The organism is Amycolatopsis sp. NPDC047767 (assembly GCF_040704195.1).
Taxonomy (GTDB): Bacteria; Actinomycetota; Actinomycetes; order Mycobacteriales; family Pseudonocardiaceae; genus Amycolatopsis.
Genome location: NZ_JBEYSJ010000028.1, coordinates 85455 through 106232, shown reverse-complemented (window position 1 = coordinate 106232; position 20778 = coordinate 85455). Strand labels below are relative to the sequence as shown.

General features: G+C 65.9%; 15 protein-coding genes and 4 pseudogenes. 13 read left to right on the top strand and 6 right to left on the bottom strand.

The window, feature by feature from the left end; all coding sequences use genetic code 11:
- Positions 1–127 precede the first annotated feature (127 nt).
- Together AB0878_RS36830 and AB0878_RS36825 are read right to left on the bottom strand one after the other, a co-directional pair.
- On the bottom strand, positions 128–703 hold the full coding sequence (locus AB0878_RS36830; RefSeq protein WP_366585275.1) for a hypothetical protein: 576 nt from the start codon (positions 701–703) through the stop codon (positions 128–130).
- Positions 700–1020, bottom strand: a complete 321-nt coding sequence (locus AB0878_RS36825; protein ID WP_366585273.1) for a PadR family transcriptional regulator — start codon at positions 1018–1020, stop codon at positions 700–702. Before AB0878_RS36825 ends, AB0878_RS36830 begins: the two co-directional genes overlap by 4 nt.
- 1122 nt (positions 1021–2142) lie before the next feature.
- Here AB0878_RS36825 and AB0878_RS36820 point away from each other — a divergent pair.
- The 8 genes and pseudogenes from AB0878_RS36820 (at position 2143) to AB0878_RS36785 (ending at position 11768) form a co-directional block, all read left to right on the top strand.
- Positions 2143–2769 carry a hypothetical protein gene (locus AB0878_RS36820; protein WP_366585271.1) on the top strand — a complete coding sequence of 209 codons (627 nt, stop codon included), beginning with the start codon at positions 2143–2145 and terminating at the stop codon, positions 2767–2769.
- Positions 2770–3183: 414 nt separating this feature from the next.
- Positions 3184–4584 (top strand): annotated as a pseudogene (locus AB0878_RS36815) (DNRLRE domain-containing protein); the annotation flags it as partial.
- Positions 4585–5149: 565 nt separating this feature from the next.
- Positions 5150–6115 carry a DNRLRE domain-containing protein gene (locus tag AB0878_RS36810; protein WP_366585269.1) on the top strand — a complete coding sequence of 322 codons (966 nt, stop codon included), beginning with the start codon at positions 5150–5152 and terminating at the stop codon, positions 6113–6115.
- Positions 6094–8229, top strand: coding sequence for a hypothetical protein (locus AB0878_RS36805; RefSeq protein WP_366585267.1), 2136 nt, complete (start codon positions 6094–6096; stop codon positions 8227–8229). Before AB0878_RS36810 ends, AB0878_RS36805 begins: the two co-directional genes overlap by 22 nt.
- Before the next feature lie 15 nt (positions 8230–8244).
- Positions 8245–8991, top strand: a complete 747-nt coding sequence (locus AB0878_RS36800) for a hypothetical protein (protein ID WP_366585265.1) — start codon at positions 8245–8247, stop codon at positions 8989–8991.
- A gap of 218 nt (positions 8992–9209) precedes the next feature.
- The gene (locus tag AB0878_RS36795) at positions 9210–11012 is read left to right on the top strand and encodes an RHS repeat-associated core domain-containing protein (protein WP_366585318.1); all 1803 of its coding nucleotides are present in this window, start codon (positions 9210–9212) and stop codon (positions 11010–11012) included.
- On the top strand, positions 10970–11341 hold the full coding sequence (locus tag AB0878_RS36790; protein ID WP_366585263.1) for a hypothetical protein: 372 nt from the start codon (positions 10970–10972) through the stop codon (positions 11339–11341). Before AB0878_RS36795 ends, AB0878_RS36790 begins: the two co-directional genes overlap by 43 nt.
- A gap of 13 nt (positions 11342–11354) precedes the next feature.
- Positions 11355–11768: a hypothetical protein gene (locus AB0878_RS36785; RefSeq protein ID WP_366585261.1), complete on the top strand. Its 414-nt coding sequence runs from the start codon at positions 11355–11357 to the stop codon at positions 11766–11768.
- A gap of 813 nt (positions 11769–12581) precedes the next feature.
- Here AB0878_RS36785 and AB0878_RS36780 read toward each other — a convergent pair.
- The 3 genes and pseudogenes from AB0878_RS36780 to AB0878_RS36770 form a co-directional block, all read right to left on the bottom strand.
- Complete coding sequence (locus AB0878_RS36780) at positions 12582–12902, bottom strand: hypothetical protein (RefSeq protein ID WP_366585259.1); 321 nt, start codon at positions 12900–12902, stop codon at positions 12582–12584.
- Positions 12903–13247: 345 nt separating this feature from the next.
- Positions 13248–13655 (bottom strand): MFS transporter, encoded by a 408-nt coding sequence (locus AB0878_RS36775; RefSeq protein ID WP_366585316.1) that lies wholly within the window; start codon positions 13653–13655, stop codon positions 13248–13250.
- A gap of 19 nt (positions 13656–13674) precedes the next feature.
- Positions 13675–14475, bottom strand: a pseudogene (locus tag AB0878_RS36770) (MFS transporter); the annotation flags it as partial.
- A 243-nt stretch (positions 14476–14718) separates the two neighbouring features.
- Here AB0878_RS36770 and AB0878_RS36765 point away from each other — a divergent pair.
- Positions 14719–16281, top strand: coding sequence for a metallophosphoesterase family protein (locus tag AB0878_RS36765; RefSeq protein ID WP_366585257.1), 1563 nt, complete (start codon positions 14719–14721; stop codon positions 16279–16281).
- An 832-nt stretch (positions 16282–17113) separates the two neighbouring features.
- A pseudogene (locus tag AB0878_RS36760) lies at positions 17114–17215 on the top strand (RHS repeat domain-containing protein); the annotation flags it as partial.
- A gap of 57 nt (positions 17216–17272) precedes the next feature.
- On the opposite strand, the gene AB0878_RS36755 reads toward AB0878_RS36760, so the two are convergent.
- Complete coding sequence (locus tag AB0878_RS36755; protein ID WP_366585314.1) at positions 17273–17875, bottom strand: helix-turn-helix domain-containing protein; 603 nt, start codon at positions 17873–17875, stop codon at positions 17273–17275.
- A gap of 96 nt (positions 17876–17971) precedes the next feature.
- On the opposite strand from AB0878_RS36755, the gene AB0878_RS36750 reads away from it, so the two are divergent.
- The 3 genes and pseudogenes from AB0878_RS36750 (at position 17972) to AB0878_RS36740 (ending at position 20729) form a co-directional block, all read left to right on the top strand.
- Entirely contained in the window at positions 17972–18907 is a 936-nt protein-coding gene (locus AB0878_RS36750; RefSeq protein WP_366585312.1) for an NADP-dependent oxidoreductase, read from the top strand.
- Positions 18908–19132: 225 nt separating this feature from the next.
- Positions 19133–19473, top strand: a pseudogene (locus tag AB0878_RS36745) (transposase); the annotation flags it as partial.
- 239 nt (positions 19474–19712) lie between these two features.
- Positions 19713–20729 (top strand): alpha/beta fold hydrolase, encoded by a 1017-nt coding sequence (locus AB0878_RS36740; RefSeq protein ID WP_366585255.1) that lies wholly within the window; start codon positions 19713–19715, stop codon positions 20727–20729.
- Positions 20730–20778: the final 49 nt, after the last annotated feature.

Below are 20778 nucleotides of genomic sequence, written 5' to 3'. Positions count from 1 at the left end.
GCCGGTGAACGTTACTGCGGCACACCACAGCACTTGCGGAGGCGGGACTCGGGTATCGGAAACGAGAACACCTCACGCATGGGCTGTGCCGGGTGCTGAGCTCCGGTGAGATGAGAGCATTGGGCGGTCAGGGTTGCTGCCGGGCCGCTGCGCGCAGCAGAAAGATGAGCTCGGCCACCAGGCCGGCCAGGCCGAAGATCATGACGGCCGGCATGACCAACAATCCGCGGTGGATCAGCACAGCCGCCAGGAACAGCAGGGTAATGACGGGCCAGATCAGTGTGCCGATCCACTTCTGACGGGTGTTCCAGCGCGGCCCGTTCCACAGCATCGCCACCCCGGCGACCCAACCCAGTACGGGTACCACGAAATTCCCCAGCAGCAGGATCAGCGGTGTGGCCACGTCATAGACGCGTTCGCCACTGGTGCGGACCGGGGTGCCGGACTCGGCGGCCGCGGCCGCGGCGATCTCCTCGGGCGCGCCCAGTTCGTCGAGCACTTGACGGGCCCGGCCTTCGTCCGCGCCGGACCTGATCGTCTCCGCGAGGTGCGCGGTGATGTCGTCCAGCAATTCGGCACGGGTGGCGGCCGGCAACCGGGTGCTTGCCCGCCGCAACCGGTCCAGGTAGTCGCTGATAAGTGCCTCAATGTCGGGCATCGGCTCGCTCCCCGTCGCGCTCGTCCTGGTCGGTTCGGTGCTCATCGCGGTCCTTTCCTCAGCAGCAGGTCGACCTCGTCGCGGAACTGTGCCCAGTCCCCCCGAAAAACGTCCAACGCTCGGTGCCCGGCCGGGGTCAGCCGGTAGTACCGGCGTGGCGGCCCCGACTGGGACTCTTGCCAAGTCGAGGTCACGAGCTTGTCCTCCCGCAGCCGTGACAGCAGCGGGTAGATCGTTCCGGCCCCGGCCGCCAGTGCCTGGCTGCCGGTCAGCGCGTTGACCAGCTCCACCGCGTAACGCTCTCGCTCGTCCAGGAGGGCGAGTACACAGAACGCGATGGTCCCGCGCCGCAGTTCGGTCATCGGGTTCCTGCTCGCGCCAGCTACCATGCCACACATAGTACCTGGCGCCACCAAACCCCCTGCCGCCCCGACAGCCCCCGGTCGCGGCTGGCCGGCTTCGCGTCCGCTGGGCCCGGAGCTGGTGTCGTCGTCGCTGGTCACGAGAGCTGCCCCGACCGCCGCGGGGGCTCGTAGGGGTCACAGTTGCCGTAGCGGTTCTCCTCCCAGAGGCCCCGTTAACCGGGCCCGACCAGCACGCTCAGGGACTCATTGCCCCTTTCGCGCGTATCCCGGCGGCCCCCTTCACCCTGGCGCGAGCGCCGGCCAGGTCGCCAGGCTTCCGGGGTGGACAGTCCGCCGCACCCACGATGGGCTCGAATTGTGGGACCGGGGCGGGATCTGGGCTCGTGCTCCCCTTGCCCCCGATGCCGAGTGGGGCCGAGCTGCCGACGCACACGGCGAGGTCCTGGTAATCACCTGCTTCGAGGGCAAGGGAATCTGGCGTGGCACGATTCCGGGCGTGGTGGCGATCCGCGGAGGGGCCACAGACGGCATTGCCGTGAACATCAACGACGACTGCTGCACGGCTGGGCCTGGGCAGCAAAGCCCCCCGATCACACCGCCGGCGTTCGTCCAGGAGGTCCAGATCTTCTAGCGAGTCTCCTCGGCGCCGATGCACCCGCTTGGTCTCGGCCTGGCGCGGATGAGCTGTCGTCGTAGCGAGGGGCGTGGCGAGCCGCCACGCCCCTCGCGTGATTCCCGCTGTTCGCTGGCAGGGCAGGGCTCTGCTCACCCTGTTTCAGTGGTCAGACCACTGCGGCTCGGCCCACGTCGTTGTCGTCGTCCGTTTCTTAGAACGCGACGTGCGGGTTGCGCTCGATGACTGCTTCTCGGCTACGCCGACGTTGGCTACCGGCCACGGTTGAGTACGCGGCCACCCGAGTTGGAGTCTCAATAACGATCGTTCGCGAGACACACGTGGCTGATCGGCGTTTCCGCAGGAACGATCTGTAAAGGTTGCCATGTCCGCGCCAAGGTCACGTTCTCGGGGGTTCACGGCCTGGACCATGCGGATCGGCTACGGGCCGTCGTCTGGCCCGCAGTCCCGGCTACCACCAGCACACTCGACCAAGGGATTACGACTTGTCCAGACGCTTCCTCCTGCTCACCGCCACGACGGTCGCCGCGTTCGGCCTGACCGCATGCGGCACCCAAGCGACGCCCGCCACCCACGCGCCGCCCGCCACCACGCCCCACGCCCATGCTGAGATCGTGCCCATCACACCGCCGGAGGCCGCACCGGCGCCTGGGGCGGCGGCCACCTACCTGGCGAAGAAGGTCGGGGAACGAGTCGGAATCACCAACATTGACGGCAGCAAAGCGGTCGACTTCTGGATCACGAAGATCAGCGTGGACCCGAAGTGTGACCCCTCCAGCCATCGCGCGGTAGGCATGTCCACGGTCGTCCTGGACGTCACCGTGACGACCTACACCGACAAGGTCGCGGGGCAGCGCTTAAGCCCGTTCATCGTCCTGCCCGGCAGGATCAACCCGTTCTCGCTATCGACCACTGGCACGATCGGCACGAGAGTGATCGAGACGGACAGGTGCGTGACGCCGCTAAAAAAGCTGCCGTCGACGTACGTGCCTGGCCACGCCTACACGGGGCAGATCGCGTTCGCCACGCCATACGACACCGGCAAGGTCCAAGTGACCCAGAGCTCCGGCTACTTCCAGAACGGCACCCTCGGGTGGGAATGGTCGTACTGACCACCCGGTTGGCCGGGCTCCACCGGGGAGCGCGTGACCGAGCTGCACCAGGCCAGCGAGGCCGAGCGGCGCGCACGGCGCCGCTCGGCGAGGTCGGCGACGAGCCCCAGCACGTCGAGGAGGCCGCGCACGCGGAGTGGCGCCGGCACCTGGCGCAGCGGCGAACCAGACCTTGCGTTGAGGCAGGGCCCGCACAGCATTGGTTGGTCAGTTACTTACACATCGAAAGTGTAAGTCAATTTCCGATTATTCTAAAGTAGGGTTGCTTTACTGTTCGTTAGCTTTGTGGAGTGTGTCGCATTGACGTGCTTTTCAACCTTTTGGTGGCCTGCCGGTTGTGTGAGTTTCCCTTACTGTCGTCGGGGTTTTGCTGGTCGTCGTTGGCGACGAGCCTGGTGTGCTGAGGGGATTCTGATGCGTCCGTCGCGAGCGCGTGGCTTATTCTCGCGTGCCCTGCTCATTCTCATGTTGTCGTCGTTGGTGCTGGTCGGGGCACCGGCCGGACCGATTACGAACGGGCAGTGGCCAGGCGTCGCCGGGGTTGTCAACTGGCTGGGTTCCCTGCTGCCGAAGCCTGGCCAGGCAAAGGCGGCGCCGGCGGTTCACGCCGCGGCGCGGGCGCCGAAGAAGCCGCCGCACCGGGTGAGAGAGCTGCCGGAGCGGCGGTCGGCGCACGCTCGGGTGTTCGCCATGTCGGACGGAACGTTCGAGGCGGAGGTGTCGGCCGAACCGGAGGCGTTCCACGACAGTCAGGGCTGGCATGACATCGACACCTCGGTGCGGCAGTCCGCGCGTGATGGGTATCGGTTTGCCAGTGACCGCAACGGTTTCGTATCGCGTTTCGGCGATAGGAGCGACAAGCTGGTCCGGTTCGAGTATGCGGGCCGGCGTGTCGCAATGGGTGCGGACACCGGAGTGAAGACCCTCTCGCCCAAGGTTGAGGGCTCGGCGGTCACCTACCCGGCGGTGTTCGCCGACGCCGATGTGAACTATCGGGTGACACCGGAGTCGGTGAAGGAGTCGATCGTTCTCGCCAAGGCGCCGAAGGACGCGACACACCGGTTCACGCTGCAGATGGGCGGGGTGACTGCCCGGCTGCAAGGGGACGGCTCGATCGGGTTCTTCGCGAACGAGAACGTCGACGGCCCGCCGGTGTTCGTCATCCCGAAGCCGTTCATGACCGACGCCAGAGATGACGCGAAGTCCCCATACGGCAAGGTGTTCAGCGACAAGGTCACTCAATCGGTGACCCAGCAGGGCGGGAACTTCGTCGTCACGGTGAAGGCGGACAGCCAGTGGTTGGCGGCGAAGGAACGTCAGTTCCCGGTCGTGATCGACCCGACGATCCGGATCGAGCCGACGCCGACGACCGGTCAGGATGCGCAGATCTGGTCGGATACCCCTGATCGCAAGGACGGCCTCGATTACCGCTTGTCTGTCGGCACGGACAACGTGGGTCGGGCACGGTCGTTGCTGAAGTTCGACACCTCGGTCGTGCCGGCGGGAACCTCGTTGGCCAGCGCGAAGCTGCAGTTGTACTACGACAGCGAGCTGTACACGGGTGCGACGGACGTGACGGTCGAGGCGCGGCGCGTGACTGCTCCCTGGATCGAGGACACCGTCACGTGGAATTCGATCAACGGCGCCATCGCCGAGGCCTGGTTGTCGACGGTCGTCAAGAAGGCGAACGTGACGAATGTGTGGCATGAGCTGGACGTGCGCAACATCGCCCAGGCCTGGGTGTCCGGTTCGCAACCGAACTATGGCGTAATGGTCAAGGCCACCGACGAGACGCTCTCACGTGGCGGCGCTGTGTATCAAGCGGCGGAGTTCGCCTACAACGGGGAGACGGTCAACCGTCCCAAACTGGTGCTCGCCTATGGACGACCGAGTGTCGACCTGCAGCCGCCCTCCAAGATCACTGCAACGGGCGCTGAGCTGGCCTGGCCCGCCTACGTGGACCCGAACCCGAACGACCCGAACGACGACATCGTCGAGCTCCAGGTCCACCGCACGGTGTTCCAAACCTTTACCCCGTCGCGCTACACCCTGATCGCACCCCTGCCTGCCACGGCGACGTCTTTCGCCGATACGACGGCTGTTCCGACGCCGGCGGATTCCCCAGACCCGTTCGTCAACGCCTACTACTACATGGTGGTGGCCAAGACCCGGGACGGTCAGCTCATCCCCGGGCCCACCCAGCTCGCCCGGCTGCCGAAGGCTGGTCTGATCCAGCAGGTGTTCACCGGCAGCGCCGCGGACACCACTCTCTCGTCCACGCAGTCCGGCTCCAACCTGGACTCCCTGGGCGGGCAGCCGTGGCTGATGGTGGGCAACAACTCCGGCACGTACGGAAACACCCGCGCCGTCGTCCGGTTCGATGGTCTCGACACTGCTCTGCCGGCGCGCGCGGATCGTGGACGCGGACTTCACCATGTGGGGCTTCTACTCCAGCGGCAGCGGCGCGACGTTCGACGCCCACGCGCTCACCACACCGTTCGCCGAAACGCAAGCGAGCTGGGCGCGGGCGTCGACTGCCACGGCATGGGCCGCCGCGGGTGGGGACTTTGGGCCCGCGCTGGACAACGTCGTGGGCATCTCCAACGACCCGATGATGCACATCTGGGAAAACTCAGCGGTCGTGCAGGGGTGGGTGGATACCCCTGCCTCCAACAACGGCTACCTCGTCAAGGTGCGCGATGAGGCCGGCGCGGCGAAACAGCGCGTGCTGTTGCTCAGCGGTGAGGCCGCCGAGCCGCGGCTGCGCCCGAGCCTGACCGTCACCTACACCGCTCCGACCGCAGAGCTCACCTACTACGCCGCGGACACTCCCCAGGTACGGATGGTCTCCGACGAGCAGCAGACGGTACCGGTGTCCATCACGAACACCACCACGACCACCTGGAAGGCCGCCGATCAGGTGCTGTCCTACCGGTGGACACTGCCCGACGGCACCGACGTCACCGGGACGAACCGTCTCGACACCGCACTGCCGTCTGATATCGCGCCGGGCCAGACCGTCACGGTGCAGGCCAACGTGAAGACGACCCTGCAGAACACCGAGGGCAACAAACGCGAAGGCCAAATCGTCAACTGGGACCTGCGTGACAAGACCACCGGCACGTGGATGTCGTCGGTGGCAGGCGCGCCGCCGGCGTTGCCGCAAAACGTCTCGGTGGAGGACCCCACCTCGGATCAGATCGGGCTGGAGAAGTTCTACGCCTATTCCGGCAAGGCCACCGGAGCCGGCTCGAACCTGCTGGTCAATCAGTACGCCGGCAACGCCTGTTCTCCTACGATGCCTTCTCCAACCCCGGCCGGGGCGTGTCGACGTTTCTGCGGCTGACCTACAACAGCCTCGACACGACCACCACGACCACCGGCTACGGGTGGTCGGTCGCCGCGGCCGGCCTCGCGCGGCTGGGTGTAGCGCTCGAGCTGCACCCCCAGGGACAGGACTACCCGACCCGCGTCACCCTGCCCGATGGGGACGGCACGAGCCACGTGTTCCTGCTGAACAAGCACAACTCCGCTGACTCTGCCGCGTGGACCTACGACCACCCCAAGGGCGTGCACCTGTACCTGCAACGAGACGGCGGGACAGACCCGTCTCGGCGCTGGAAGATGACCAAGCCCGATCGCACCGAATTCTGGTTCGACGACGAGGGCTGGCTCACCGCGGTCCGTGACCGCAACGGCAACGAGCAGACCTATACCTACACCCTGCGCAAGTCCAACAACCAGCCCCGCAAGTTCCTCGCCTACGTCACCGACCCGGCCGGGCGGCAGACAATGAGCGTGGACTACTACACCAAGGCCGACACGCAAAACCCGAAGATCATCGACCAGGTCAAGGCGATCCGCGACATCTCCGGCCGAACCCTGACCTTCGCCTACAGCGACAAGGGCCTGCTGGTCGACCTGGTCGACGGCGCCGGCTCGGCACAGCCCAAGCCATTCCACTTCGACTACGACGCCACCCAAGGCAACAAGAACGTCAAACTGGTCAAGATCACCGACCCGCGCGGCAACCCGACCAACCTTGCCTACTACACCGCTCCGGTCGACCCGCAAGACAAGTGGAAGCTCCACACCATCACCGACCGGCTCGGCAACGCCACCACCTTCTCCTACGTCGACCCCGACGGCCCCCAGGGCGGTGAGATCGACACCACCGTCACCGACGCCGAGAACCACGCCACCACGTACCACATGGACAGCTTCGGACGTCCCACCAGTTCCACCAGTTCCACCAGTTCCACCAACGCCAAGAACGAAACCACCCAGCTCGGCTGGGACAGCGACCACAACGTCACCTCCGTCACCGAAGCCAACAACGCGGTCTCCACCTGGGTCTATGACCCAAACACCGGCTACCCGCTGCAGATCCGCGACGCCGAAGCGGTGGCCAACAACACCCCGGCGACCGTGCTGGGCTACCAGACCTCGCTCAACGGTGCGGTGGCGGAGCTGACGTCGAAAACCAGCCCCGAAGGCCGGAAATGGATGTTCGGCTACGACACCCGGGGCAACCTGACCACGGTCACCGACCCCAAGGGCGTCGCCACCACCGCTGTCCCCGACGACTACCAGTCGGTCAACGCCTATGACCAGTTCGGGCAGCTGACCACCTCCACCGACGCCAACGGCAACGTCACCACCTTCAGCGACTACGACCCGACCGGCTCACCCAAGCGCACCACCGACGCGTTGAACAACGCCTCGACCATGGTCCTCGACGTACGAGGCAACCCGACCTCGGTCACCGACGCGCTCGGCAAGACCACGACAACGGACTACGACGTCTTCGGTCGCCCGCTGGAGCTGCGCGTGCCGAAGGACCAGGCCGCCGGCGACTACGTCGTGACACCCGCCCCCGAATACGACGCCAACGACAACATCACCAAAGCCACCGCGGCCAACGGCGCCCTCGCGACCGCCGTCTACGACAAGGCCGACCAGCTCGTGTCGAGCACCGCACCGAAGGACACACCGACGGGCCCGGAGCGGACGAGCGCCGCGACCTACGACAAGGTCGGCAATCTGCTGACCGAGACCCAGCCGCTGGGAGTCTTGTCGGCGTCCGACCCCAACGACTATGTGACGCACTACGCCTACGACGAGATCTACCAGCTCACCTCGACGGCCAACGCCGCCGGAGACAAGATCGCCTACGCCTACGACAACGTCGGCAACCTGTCGACCGTGATCGACCCGCGCAAAAACGCGACCACCGATCCGGCGGACTTCACGACCAAACTCGCCTACGACCGCAACCATCGGCAGCGCACCACCACCGACGCCGAGGGCAAGGTGACCAAGGTCGACTTCGACCGCGACAACAACGCCGTCGCGCAAACCGACGCAGAGAACAACGTCACGACCCTGGTCTATGACGAACGGGCGAAACTCATCGAGGCCCGAGTGCCGTACAAGGCCCGGGTCACCCACACCACCTGATTCGAATACGACGAAGTGGGCAACAAGACCCGCACTGTCACCCCTCATGGCGTCGAGACCACCGACGACCCCGACGACTTCGCCGCCGCGAGCGTATACGACAAGCTGAACCGGCCGATCGAGGAGCTCACTCCGTTCGACAAGGACGACCCGAGCATCACGACACCGGACAAGACGATCAAAACCTACGACGCGGTCGGCAACCTCACCCAGGTGTCCGCACCCCCGTCTGCGGGGCAGAACGTCCGCAACATCACCCGATACACCTACTTCGACAACGGATTGGCCCGCACCTCCACCGATCCGTGGGACATCGTCACCTCCTACGACTACAACCCGCTCGGGCAGCAGACCCGTCGCACGCTGACCAGCGCCGGCGGCTCGTCGAACCGGACCATGACCTGGGACTACTTCCCGGACGGCAAGCTCAAGTCCCGCTCCGATGACGGTGTGCCGGTCGGTGCCCACGTGGCGCTGGTGGACAACACCGACACCTCCAACACCCTGGCCGTGGGCCCGTGGACGGAGTCCACGGCGGGCAGCGGATACACCGGATTCAACTACCACACCGCACCCGCCGGGGCCGGCGCGAACAGCTTCACTGGACACCGATCGTGCCCGCCGATGGCACCTACGAGGTGTTCGTCCGCTACGCCCAAGGCGTCGCCGGCGCTGCCACCAACTCCGCGTACACCGTGGACACCGGAACCGCGAAGACATCCAAGACCGTCGACCAGACCACAGGCGGCGGTACCTGGGTAAGCCTCGGCTCCTACCCGCTCACGGCGGGGAACAAAGCCAAGGTCAGCGTGTCCGATGCCGCCAACGGCATCGTGTCCGCCGACTCGGTGAAGCTGGTCCGCGACCACACCGCGGATGCCGACACCGAGGCCAAGACCTTCGCCGAGGCCTACGACGCCAACGGGAACCTGGCCAGCCTCACCGACACCAGCCCGGGCGCGAAGATCGACGCCTACGCGATGACCTACAACGGGATCAACCAGCTCACCAAGGTCGAGGAAAAGCTGGCCTCGGTCGTGAAGAACACGACGTCGTACTCCTACAACGAGAACGGCGCCCCGCGGACCCGCGACCACGACCGGCAGGACTCGACGTTCGAGTACGACCCGCGGGACCTGCTGGCGAAGGTCACCAACAACGAAGCCGGGGGCACGGCGAAAGTCACGACGTTCGGCTACACCCCGCGCAAGCAAGTCGCCCGGGAAACCAAACCCAACGGCAACACCGTCGACTACACGTACTACCTCGACGCCTCCGAAGCCACACAGGTGGAGAAGAAGGCCGACGGCACCCTGGTCGCGCAACACCTGATCGACTACACGGCCAACGGCAGCCGGTCACGCGACGCGGCGAAAATCCAGAACGCCGACAACAACGCCACCTACCTCGACAACATCTTCGGCTACAGCTACGACCCCCGCGAGCGGCTGACCGGATCCACCAAGAAGGCAGCGGCAACCGGCGCCGTCCTCGAGAGCGAAACCTACCGGCACGACGCGAACGACAACGTCATCGACCAGACCGTCGACGGCAAGCAAACATCGTTCACCTACGACCGCAACCGGCTGACCTCCGCCACCGCGAGCGGCACCGCGGCGAACTACACCTACGACCCGTTCGGTCGACTCAGCTCCGTGGTCGCCGCGGGCCAGATCATCGAGTCCAACACCTATGACGGATTCGACCGCACCGCCGCCCACCGAGCTGCCGCGGCCGACGGCTCGCTGACCACCACCACCTACGCCTACGACCCGTTCGACCGCAGCACCAGCAAGACCGACAACGTAGGCACCGCGCAGGCAAAGACCACCGACTACGCCTACCTCGGCCTCACCGACCAGGTCGTATCGGAGGAGATCGCCGGACAACTGCAGCGCACCTACCAGTACGACGCGTCCGGACGCCGGCTGACACAGCTCACCAAAGACACCGACGGCGCCGGGCCCGGCGTCGCCGAAGACTCCTACTACGGCTACAACCCGCACACCGACGTGGAGACCCTGACCACGGACAACGGCAACACCAAGACCACCTACGGCTACACCGCCTACGGCAGCAACGACGAGCAAGCGTTCACCGGCATCGACAAGCCCGACACCCAGAACCCGGGCAAGGAGCCCTACAACTTCTACCGCTACAACGGCAAACGCTGGGACAGCGCATCCGGCAGCTACGACATGGGCTTCCGCGACTACAACCCCAGCCTGAACCGCTTCCTCACCCGCGACTCCTACAACGGCGCCCTGGCCGACCTCAACCTCGGCACCGACCCCTGGACCGCCAACCGCTACGCCTTCTCCGGCGGCAACCCCATCAGCCGCATCGAACTCGACGGCCACGAACCCATGCTCGACACCTGCTCGGAAACCGACATGGTCGCCTGCCGCAACTGGGGATACACCGGCGTGGCCACCGGCGCAGACCCGAACCTCGACCCCACCAAGGTGATCGACAAAAACGGCAAATGGAAGAGCTCGGAAGAAATCAACGCCATGGGCGCGGCCGCGCTCAAGGACAACCATGGGAGCCCCCCACTTACGGAGATCTGCTCGACTTCGGCAAATGGCTCGGCGGAATTGCTTACCAACTCTCTCCGGCTTCCGACGTTGAAAACTGTGCCGACAACGGCAGCGCCCTGCCTTGCACATCCGCTGCAATGGGCATTTTCGGCGGCATCTTCGGTAAGCTCGGCGGAAAGATCCTCGGCAAGCTTGGCAAATTGGAGCCACTGGGCGCAAAGGTCGCAAAAGCTGGACCCTTAGCGTTCAAAGACTCGTTCGCGGGCGACAACCTTATCCGTGATGTCGATGTCAGCGGTGTGCAGATTCGTGTTAAGAGTGGTCATGGGTATCGCTCGGATCATGCAGCGACATCGGCGGACATAACCTCCGTTCTGGATAGAGATGTCGTGGACTCCGCAGCGGCCAGAGACCTCGCTGCGCGGGTCGGCTCCGGAACCCAGATCGCAACCGCAGGTAAGGCGGGGTACTCTACCTTCCAGACTGCAATCAACGGCTACAATGTCGAGTATCGCGCCGTTTACATTGCAAAGTTGCAACGCTATGATATTTCCACCTACTGGATTCCCTAAAGGATCTGAATCGATGTGGAACGACCTCGTCCAGCTTGCCCGAGAGTATTCAAGGCAGGCCGAACACGTAGACCCCTCTGAGGCCTGGACGCCACAGGACTCAAGCCGCGCTGCCGATGCGCTTCTCATGCTTGTGCAGGCTGAAACCTCCGCATTCCGCCTAGGTGAGGTGTTGCGTTACGACGACAGGCTTAGCCTCCCAGTGGCTGTGGTCAAGGCGACATACGAAAGACTCTTCGCGATCGGGGTCAACGATGTGCGCTCCAGGCTTTGCTATGCCCGGCACCTCCTTATGCATGGTCCCGATTGGGACCAAGAGGCCGAGGAAATCCTCCGCCAGGTCGAGGAGCCGGCGCGACTAGCCGGTATCTGGGAAGCCGACTTTCTGGGGCATCATCCAGTCTTCTATGAAGACCCGCCCAGGTAGGGGGTTGTCTTGGAAGCCCGCCTGCGCGAAGCGATGGCCACGGCGGTGCGAACGTCGGCGTCGTGCCGGGCCGCCATCCACTGTTCCGGCCGGTGTGCCTTGCTGGGGGCTGGTCCTAGCAGAGCGTGGTCGCGGCCCAGTCGCCTCGGCGACTTGTGCAGTCACGGTCCGCTACCTCCCAGCGCCGTCCCGAGGGCGGCACGGGCGCGGGCAGCGTCATGGCGGCCAGGCAAGAGCCGCTCCTGGTCATACCCCCCGACCCTGCCTCCCCCGGTCGAACGGCGGGTGTTACGGAAGATAGCGGGAGAATAGTTGTGGCGATCAACCCGTTCGGCGGTTGATGTGGCGATTTATCCACAGGTGGCTCGTGCGCTCCTGGAGCGTTGCGACGAACACAAAAACGTAGAGTGACGCTATCCGAATTCAAATCTGAAGTTTGGGGAGCGGCTCAGGACATCGTGGCCGCCGACGAAAATGCGATCCATGAATTCTTGAAGAATGCCGAGGCTCGCCTTGACATGGTTGAATACACGATTGGGGGGCCACGAGTCTTCGAGGAGACTCTTCCAATAGTCGAGCAGATCGAGACGCAACTCCGGCATTACCTTGACACTTAATCGATTGACGGACCACATCGCCGTGCCGGCCGTCGCCAAGACGCTGGCGGCTAGGGCCGCGCGCCTATCGGTGCCATGTATAGCGTCGAGGGAAGCCTGAGACGTGCGGAAACAGAGCCAGCCGAAATGTGCGACCGTAGGCACCGGTGTCTTCGAGCGCGCTGGATTCTGCTGCTGGCGGCCGTGGCACCGCGGCCTACAGGGAGACGTATTCGCGGATCTTGCCGCGGACGTGGGGGCGGTGGTCGCCGAGCGCGATGCCCAGGGTCGGGAGCCGCCTGGCGATCTGCAGTTCGGTCAGCGGTTTGGTGACCGGGACGTCGGCGTAGCCACGGTCGTCGGTGTCCCACTTCGCCAGGTCCGCCTCGACGCCGCGGATGCGGGCGACGGCGCCGTCGACGACGTTGAAATCTCGGACGGTAGAAGCAGTCTCCGCGGCCGGCCTGCCGAACGCCTCGCTGAGGATTTCCTGAGGCGCGACACGAGAGTACGGGTGTCGCTGGACGACCCGGCCCATCCTGAACACCGGACGATGCCCGAGCAACTTGTCGAAGCTCTCGCCGAGACAGACTTACAACTTCTGTCGTCGATCGAACCACAGAGCCACAATCCGGCGGAACGCCTCCGCCAGGGGGAGTCGCTGTACGTGGCCTCGGTCGACCGCCACCGCACAACCGACGGACAGGCGTTCGTCTAAGGCTGACCTGGGGATAAACGGAACGCCTGGGCGCGGCAGGCAGCAGTTACGCCCAACTGGGCGTGTCCGGCGTCGATGGGCGGATTCGGCCGACCCGCAGCAGGTCCTGGTTCACGGCGGTCAGGCTGAGATCCCACTTGGCGGGCACCGACGGCCTCCGCACGGTCACTCCGGCAGGTCCCTGAGCCGCCGCAGCGGCGACAAGAGCAGGATCGCCGTCGACAGCAGCAGTCCGACGCCGACGACGTACAGCGTGGTCCGCATGTTCGTCACCTCGGCGAGCACGCCGCCGGCCAGACTGCCGAGGGGCGCCATGCCGCGGATCAGCGTCGTCGACACCGAGTTGACGCGGCCGAGCAGCCTGCGCGGGGTGGCTGCCTGGCGGAAGCTCACGGCGTAGACGTTGATAAGGATGATCCCGAATCCCGCACCTACCCCGCCGGCGACGTACCAGGCCAAACCCCAGCCGGGCGTGGTGAACGCGTAGAGCAGGAACGAGCCCCCGTAGACGACGGCCGCCGCGTTCAGCGCGCGCCGCCCCGATCCGCCGCTCGAGCGGCCTCGCGACGGCACTCGCCACCAGCGCGCCGGTGAGGGAAACCGTGCTGAGCAATCCAATCGCGACCGGCGACAGCCCGAGGTCACGGCTGAGGAACACAACGCTGATGGCCATGAACATCGACTGGAACAGGCACGAGACCGTGCCGTGCAAGGTGATGGCGCGGATGATCGCGTCGCCGAGCACGGCTTTCAGCCCTTCGGCGATCTGTTGGTGGAGGCTGCGGCCGGACCGTTCGCCAGGCGCGTCCGGAGTTTCCATGCGACGCAACCAGAGGGCCGACCACAGGTGGGACAGGGCGTCGGCGGCCATCGCGCCGGCGTAGCCGAGGTACTGGATCACCACGCCGGCCAGGCTCGGCCCCGCGACCGCGGCGACGGATGCGTTGGTCTGCAGCCGCGCGTTGGCCTCGGGCAGGTCGGCGCGCGCGACGAGGTGCGGCACGTACGTCTGGTGCGCGACGTCGAAGAACACCCCGAGTACACCCGCGAGCAGGACGACCACGAAGAGGTGCCAGAGCGTGAGCACCTGCGCCACCGCCGCGACCGGGATCGATCCGATCAGCACCGCGCGGCCGAGGTCGGCGGCCACCAGCACGGGCCGCTGCCGGATCCGGTCGCACCACGCGCCGACCTGCAGCCCGAGCACCAGGTAGGGCAGCGTCGCGAGTGTTCTCAGCAGTGACACCTCGACCACCGAAGCCGACAACACGGTCGTGGCCAGCAACGGAACCGCCAGGAAGTCGATGCGGCTGCCGACCTGGCTCAGCGCGTCGGCGAGCCACAGCCGCCGGAAGTCCCTCGTACGCAGCAGGCCACCGCGGCGGGTGGCCACCCCCTCGTTCGCCACAGAAGCCACCTTGGCAGAGGTGCTTCGTGTTCGGCAATAAAACTGAGTTTGTTCGGCTCAACTTGTACTTAACGACGCTGATCCAGGACTGACCGACTGGCACGACGTGTTGTCTACAAGCCGGACTGTGTGTCATTGACAAGCGACGGTGTTCGTGTCGACGATCCGACCTCGACACAAGGTGTTCACGGCGGTGGTTCTTTTCAGGCCACAGCCTCATGAGGTGCGATGTTGACGACCCCGGCGACTCGGACCGGGGAGACATTCCGGAGGCTGTGCGTGCCTGGTTGTGATGTGACCCGTCGAGACATTCTTCGCTGGAGCGCGATCGCGGCTGCAGCCATACCGCTGGCAAGTGTGGTCGATCCCGCTCGAAGCTCCGCGTCCACCGGCGCTGCCGGGACCGGCGAAGTCGTGCCAGTCAACTTGGAACTGGTGACACTGACGGAAGACCGGGCCGTGGTGACCTGGTACACCGGCGAAGCCGGCACGAACGATGGCACGGGCAGAATGGTGCCGCTGCCCGCCGACGGTGAGGTCTGGTACGGCACCAACCCCCACCGGCTCAACCGCGTCGTCGGCCAGAGTGGTCCACTTACCCCCTACCACCACGTCGAGCTGACCGACTTGGAGCCGGGGCAGACGTACTACTACCAGGCGCGCTCCCACGGGAAGCTGGCCGCCCCCATGGTGTTCACGCTCATCGCCGGCAATGCCGTCGGCACCAGCGACTACGGCCTCGGCACGCCGGGCGGCCCATTCTCGTTCACCACGCCGCAGCCGCCGCCGGGGCGCTACCTCTTCTCCGTGGTGCTGTGCAACGACCTGCACATGGGCGAGACGCAGGCGGGGCTCGTCGGCGGGGACCCGTCGGTCATCCCGATCGTCCAGGTCCCGGGCGAGCCGCCGTATCCCGAGGTCATGCTCGAATCCCTGGTGCGCGACGTCCGGAGCTTCGACCCGACCTATCTCCTGGCCGCGGGTGACATCTCCGCCGAGGCCGTACCCGGCGATCTCAGCCGAGCCGGTCAGTTGCTCGACCGGTTCGGCAAGTACCGCGAGGACTACTTCGTCACGCGCGGCAACCACGACCGGGCGCACGTCGGTGACCCATACGCGAACTGCCGGGTCGGTCGCTGGCAGGGCAACGACTGCTTCCAGGACCGCTACTTCCCCGACGACGAGATCGCCTTCTATTCGACCGATCTCTCCGGTCTGCACGTGATCGGACTCGACACGTACGACAAGGCCGGTGGCGGAGGCGACGCGGGTGCCCTGGCGGCGGAGCAGTACGCCTGGTTCATGAAGGACCTGGCCGAGCACAAGGAGCAGCCGACCCTCGTCTTCGGTCACCACCCGCTCGTCGTCCAGGAGTCGTCGAGGCCGATCAAGTCGAGCAGTTCACTGGACGCCGCCCAGGCCGCGTCGATCCTGGAGACCTACGCGAAGACTCCGGGCGTCTTCCTCCACCACGCGGGACACACTCACCGCAACCACCACACCGTCAGCCCGACCGCACCGCGGGTGACCCTGCAGGAGGTCGCCGCGGCCAAGGAGTACCCGGGCGGCTTCTCGATCCTCCGGCTGCACAGCGAGGGGTTCGCACTGAACTTCCACAAGTCGCGCAGCGACCTGGCCCGCGAGTGGAGCGAGCGCAGCCGTCAGGAGCTCGCAGGCAGCTGGGGTCAGTTCGCGCTGGGGAACAACGTGGTGGACCGCAACATCGTCAAGAAGGTCGATCTCTCCGGCCTCCGGCGGCCCGAACGCGCCGGGGCCCGCTCGCGCGGTTGATGCGTCCTGCGGGATATGTGCTACAGCCCCGCTCGGACGTCCGCGATCTCGACCGCTTCGGCCTGGTAAGGGTTCCGCTCTTCCCGATCACCAACGAAAGATTTCTCGATCGACCTCGCGGACGTCCTGGGCCGGCGGATCCGGCTGGCCGCGCACCTGTAGGACTGACTCGACCGGACTTGATCGCACTACCAGAACGGCAGCGTGGCGCTTCCCGCGATCTTGTCCACGTCGCGCAACGCAGGGCAGGTGGTCAAGCAGACGCCGTCGCTACTGCAGGCCTCGACGCGACATTGTTTGACCAGGTGAGCGGCGTTCGACGACGTTGCGGCTCCCGTAGTCAACAGGAGGGTTTCTCATTGTCTCAACCAGACGTGCGCCCGAAGGATTCGAACCCCTGACCTTCTGATCCGTAGTTCTAACGCTGACCTGGGGATACACGGAATACCTGGTCGCGGCAGGCAGCAGTTACGCCAAACTGGGCGCGTCCGGCGTCGGTGGGCAGCAGTTCGTGGACCAGGTTGTGGACATCCACAGTGATTTCCACACCAGTGCTTTATGTGATATTTTTTGATTCTCATGACATTTACTAGAATCCCGCAAAGACTAATTTTCTCTGGAGTTGCAACCTTTGTGGTTGTGTTTTTAGTATTCATTGTGACCGGTGCTTTCACGCAGATCGTAAGAGCTCGAAGCAGGTAAGGACGAATCTGCTTTCTAGGGTCGAATCGGCGGCGCCATATCGCCGAGGACGAGCGGGGCCTGGCAGCGAGCCGCGACGCGCCGCCTGCTGCGCACCGACACCCGCACCGACGGCACCACCCCGAACGAGGTGCTCTCCTACACCTACGACCCGGCCACGAACCTCAAGACGATGACCGACCCGGGTGGCACCACGACCTACGGCTACGACGCGGCCGACCGGCTCACCTCGTTGCTGGATCCGTTCGCATCGGCGAGATCGACGGACCGAGGTGTCGCCAGTCTCCCGCTACCTCCCCTTGCGTGGCGCGTGGCCGGTCGGGGTGTGGGCCGGTGGCAGGTCGGCGGCGACAGCGAGGAGGTCGGCGGCGCTGTCGGCCAGCAGGGTGGCGAAGTCGACCTCTTCGCCGAGCACCCATCGCCTGGTGGCCGACCCCAGGATCGCCATGCCGAGAGACGTGGCCAGTCGCGCGGTCTGCTCGTCATGGCCACGGCGGCGCAGCGCCGCCGCGGTCGCTTCGGACAGCATCGCTTCCTTGATCAGGCTGCGTTCCCGCAGCGGCGGGTTGGCCGCGATGACGGCGCGCAGCTCGATCAGCAGTTCGCGCGGACGCAGTACCTCGGGCACGGCGGTGAACGCGGCCATCAGTGTCGCGAGCGCGCCGGTTCCCGCGGTCACCTCCGCGATGCCCGCTTCCAGACAGGCCTGCAGCTCGTCGCCGGCGAAGAGCACCTCCCGCTTGTCGGTGAACCAGCGGTAGAACGATCGCTCGGTCAAACCGGCGTGCTTGGCGATCTGCGCCACCGACGTGCGGTCGTAGCCCTGATCGCGGAACAACTCCAACGCGGCGCGCTCGAGCCGCTCACGAGTGTTGCCCTCCCAACGAGCCATGGTCCCAGCATAGTGACAGCAGATCCTGTCGTCACTGTGCTACCGTCGAGTGATGACAGCATCTGCTGTCACTCGGATCCCGACCAGGAGATCGCCATGCGCGCTCTGCGTTTCCACCACACCGGTGAGGCCCTCGACGTCCTGCGGCTCGAGGAGGCCGAGCAGCCCCGACCGGCCCCGGGGCAGATCCGGGTCGCCGTGGAGGTCTGCACGATCAACCCCGCAGACCTGGCCCTGTGCCGGGGCCTGTACCCCGGCGACCTGCCCCGCGGAGTTGGGCTCGAGGTCGCCGGCACCGTCGACGCCATCGGCGACAACGTGACGGGCGTCCAGCCCGGGGACGCGGTGTTCGGTCCTGCCCCGTTCACCGGACCGACCGCGGGCGCCGCAGACCACGCGTTGCTCGACATCTGGTTCCCGCGGCCACCCGCCCTCGGTCCAGCGGCCGCCGCCGCACTGCCCATGGCCGTGGACACCGCGCAACTCGGCCTGGACCTGCTCCGCATCATCTCCGACACGACCCTGCTCGTCAGCGGAGGCGGCACCACCACCGGCTTCGCCGCCGTGCAACTCGCCCGCCGGACCGGGGCACGGGTGCTCACCACCGCCGGCCCCACCCACACCGCAGCCCTGCGCGCCACCGGAGCCGAGGTCACCCCCTACGGCAAGGGCATGGCCGAGCGGATACGCGAGCTGGCAGGCGGCCCCGTCGACGTCGTCCTCGACGTCTCACCACCCGACGACGCCACCCTCCCGGAACTCCTCCGCACGGTCACCGACCCCCAGCACGTCCTGACCATCAGCAACCTGGCCCAGGCACGCGAGTCCGGCGCCCGCGACGCGTTCACCGAAGGACCACTCGGCCACCGCTACGACGTCGTCGAGGCGTGCGCCCAACTCGCGGCCCAGGGCCGCTTCGGTATCCCCGTCGCCCGCACCATCCCCCTCCCCGACTGGCGCGAAGCCATCGAACTGAGCCAATCACAACACCCCGGCGGCAAGATCGTCCTCCAGATCGCCGAGCCGCGGTGAGCCGAATCCCGAACAGCAAGCCGCGGCGTCCGCCGGCCATCACGAGCGCGGGGTCTCCCCCATGGCGCAGGCTGGGACGCACTCTCATGCGCATTGAGCGAGTGTCGTCGATCGCGATCCACGCGAATCGCGCTCGCGCAAAATGGGCGACGTGACAATCACCCCGGCCGGATCACAGACCTAGTACTGCAACGGCAGTTGGTGGTGGTGTGGTAGATCATCGTGGTGGTGGTCGGTGTGGTGATGGATCAGCTGGATCGGGTGCATGAGCGGATCGGGGGCCGGTTCGCGCCGTCGGACCCGCGGGCGCGTGCGCGGGAGTAGGTGTCCGGGCTGGTCGCGGGGTTGGAGCGGAAGAACGGGTGGACGCTGGCCGAGCAGGCCGGCGAGATCTCGCCGGACGGGATGCAATGGCTGCTGCGCTGGGCGGATTGGGACATCGACGGCGTCCGCGACGATCTGGGCGACTACGTGGTCGAGCATCTCGGCGAGCCCGGTGGGGTGCTGATCGTGGACGACACCGCTTTCTGAAGAAGGGCACGCGCTCGGCCGGGGTGCCGCGGCAGTCCAGGCCGGCGAGGTACGGGTCACGGGCGAAGCGGTCATCGCGGGTGGCATCGTCGACGATCAGGATCTCAGCCGTCCGCTGGACGTAGCGAACGGCCGTCCCACCGGTATCAGCGCTGGTCGGCCGAGGCGGGAACTGGCGCGATACAGTTCGGCCAGCACGCATCGCCTACCCGGTGGCGGCGTACTGTAGAACCACGAGGAGGGCGCAGCCGGAGAAACCGGCGGGGAGGCTCTCGTGGATTACGAAATATTCGACCTTGGTACCGTCCGGTTACAAGAAGGCGCCACACTCAGCGATGCCAAGCTCGCGTACAAGACGTACGGCGAGCTCAACGGTGACAAGAGTAATGCGATCGTGTACCCAACGTGGTATTCCGGGCAGCACTACGACAATGAATGGCTGATCGGCGAGGGGATGGCGCTCGATCCGGCGAGATACTTCATCATCATTCCGAATATGCTGGGCAACGGGCTGTCCTCGTCGCCGAGCAACACGCCCGCGCCGCATGACCGTGCGTCGTTTCCGCGGGTGACAATGTATGACAACGTTCAGTTCCAGCACCGGCTGGTGACCGAGCGCTTCGGAATCGCAACACTGGAGTTGGTCACCGGCTGGTCGATGGGCGCCGGGCAGACCTACCAGTGGGCGGTCAGCTTCCCCGACATGGTCAAGCGGATCCTGCCATTCTGCGGATCGGCGAAGACCAGCCTGCACAACTTCGTGTTCCTGGAAGGGGTCAGGACGGCGCTGACCGCGGACGCGGCCTACAACGGCGGCCGGTACGACAAGCAACCCGACATCGGGCTTCGCGCCCTGGCGCGGGTCTACGCCGGGTGGGGCTTCTGCCAGCAGTTCTATCGGGAGAAGATCTACGAGCGCGAGCCACTGGGCTACGCGTCCCTGGAAGACTTCCTCGTGGCCTTCTGGGAGGGCCTGTTCCTCAAGCGCGACGCGAACAACCTCCTGGCTATGCTGTGGACCTGGCAGCACGCCGACATCGGCAACACGCCGGGAAAGCGCAGCCTCGAGGACTCACTCGGCGCGATCCGGTCGCCCGCGATCGTGATGCCGGCGCAGCAGGACCTGTACTTCCCGCCCGAGGACAACGAGTGGGAGGTCAAGCACATGCACCGGGCGGAGCTGCGCGTCATCCCGGGAGCGTGGGGACATTTCGCCGGTGGCGGCCTCAACCAGGAAGACACCCGGTTCATCGACAACGGCCTCAAGGAACTGCTCGCCACGGAAGTCTGATCGGCCTGGCCTCGGCGCGGTTCTACCCGGTCCGTGTCGAGAGCAGTCC

Bases quoted from the DNA above. Each gene is read 5' to 3' on its own strand.
- AB0878_RS36755 (WP_366585314.1), bottom strand. From the start codon at position 17,875: ATGGCTCGTTGGGAGGGCAACACTCGTGAGCGGCTCGAGCGCGCCGCG.
- AB0878_RS36810 (WP_366585269.1), top strand. From the start codon at position 5,150: ATGGTCTCGACACTGCTCTGCCGGCGCGCGCGGATCGTGGACGCGGAC.
- AB0878_RS36825 (WP_366585273.1), bottom strand. From the start codon at position 1,020: ATGACCGAACTGCGGCGCGGGACCATCGCGTTCTGTGTACTCGCCCTC.
- AB0878_RS36785 (WP_366585261.1), top strand. From the start codon at position 11,355: ATGTGGAACGACCTCGTCCAGCTTGCCCGAGAGTATTCAAGGCAGGCC.
- AB0878_RS36830 (WP_366585275.1), bottom strand. From the start codon at position 703: ATGAGCACCGAACCGACCAGGACGAGCGCGACGGGGAGCGAGCCGATG.
- AB0878_RS36765 (WP_366585257.1), top strand. From the start codon at position 14,719: ATGTTGACGACCCCGGCGACTCGGACCGGGGAGACATTCCGGAGGCTG.
- AB0878_RS36750 (WP_366585312.1), top strand. From the start codon at position 17,972: ATGCGCGCTCTGCGTTTCCACCACACCGGTGAGGCCCTCGACGTCCTG.
- AB0878_RS36780 (WP_366585259.1), bottom strand. From the start codon at position 12,902: ATGGGCCGGGTCGTCCAGCGACACCCGTACTCTCGTGTCGCGCCTCAG.
- AB0878_RS36795 (WP_366585318.1), top strand. From the start codon at position 9,210: ATGACCTACAACGGGATCAACCAGCTCACCAAGGTCGAGGAAAAGCTG.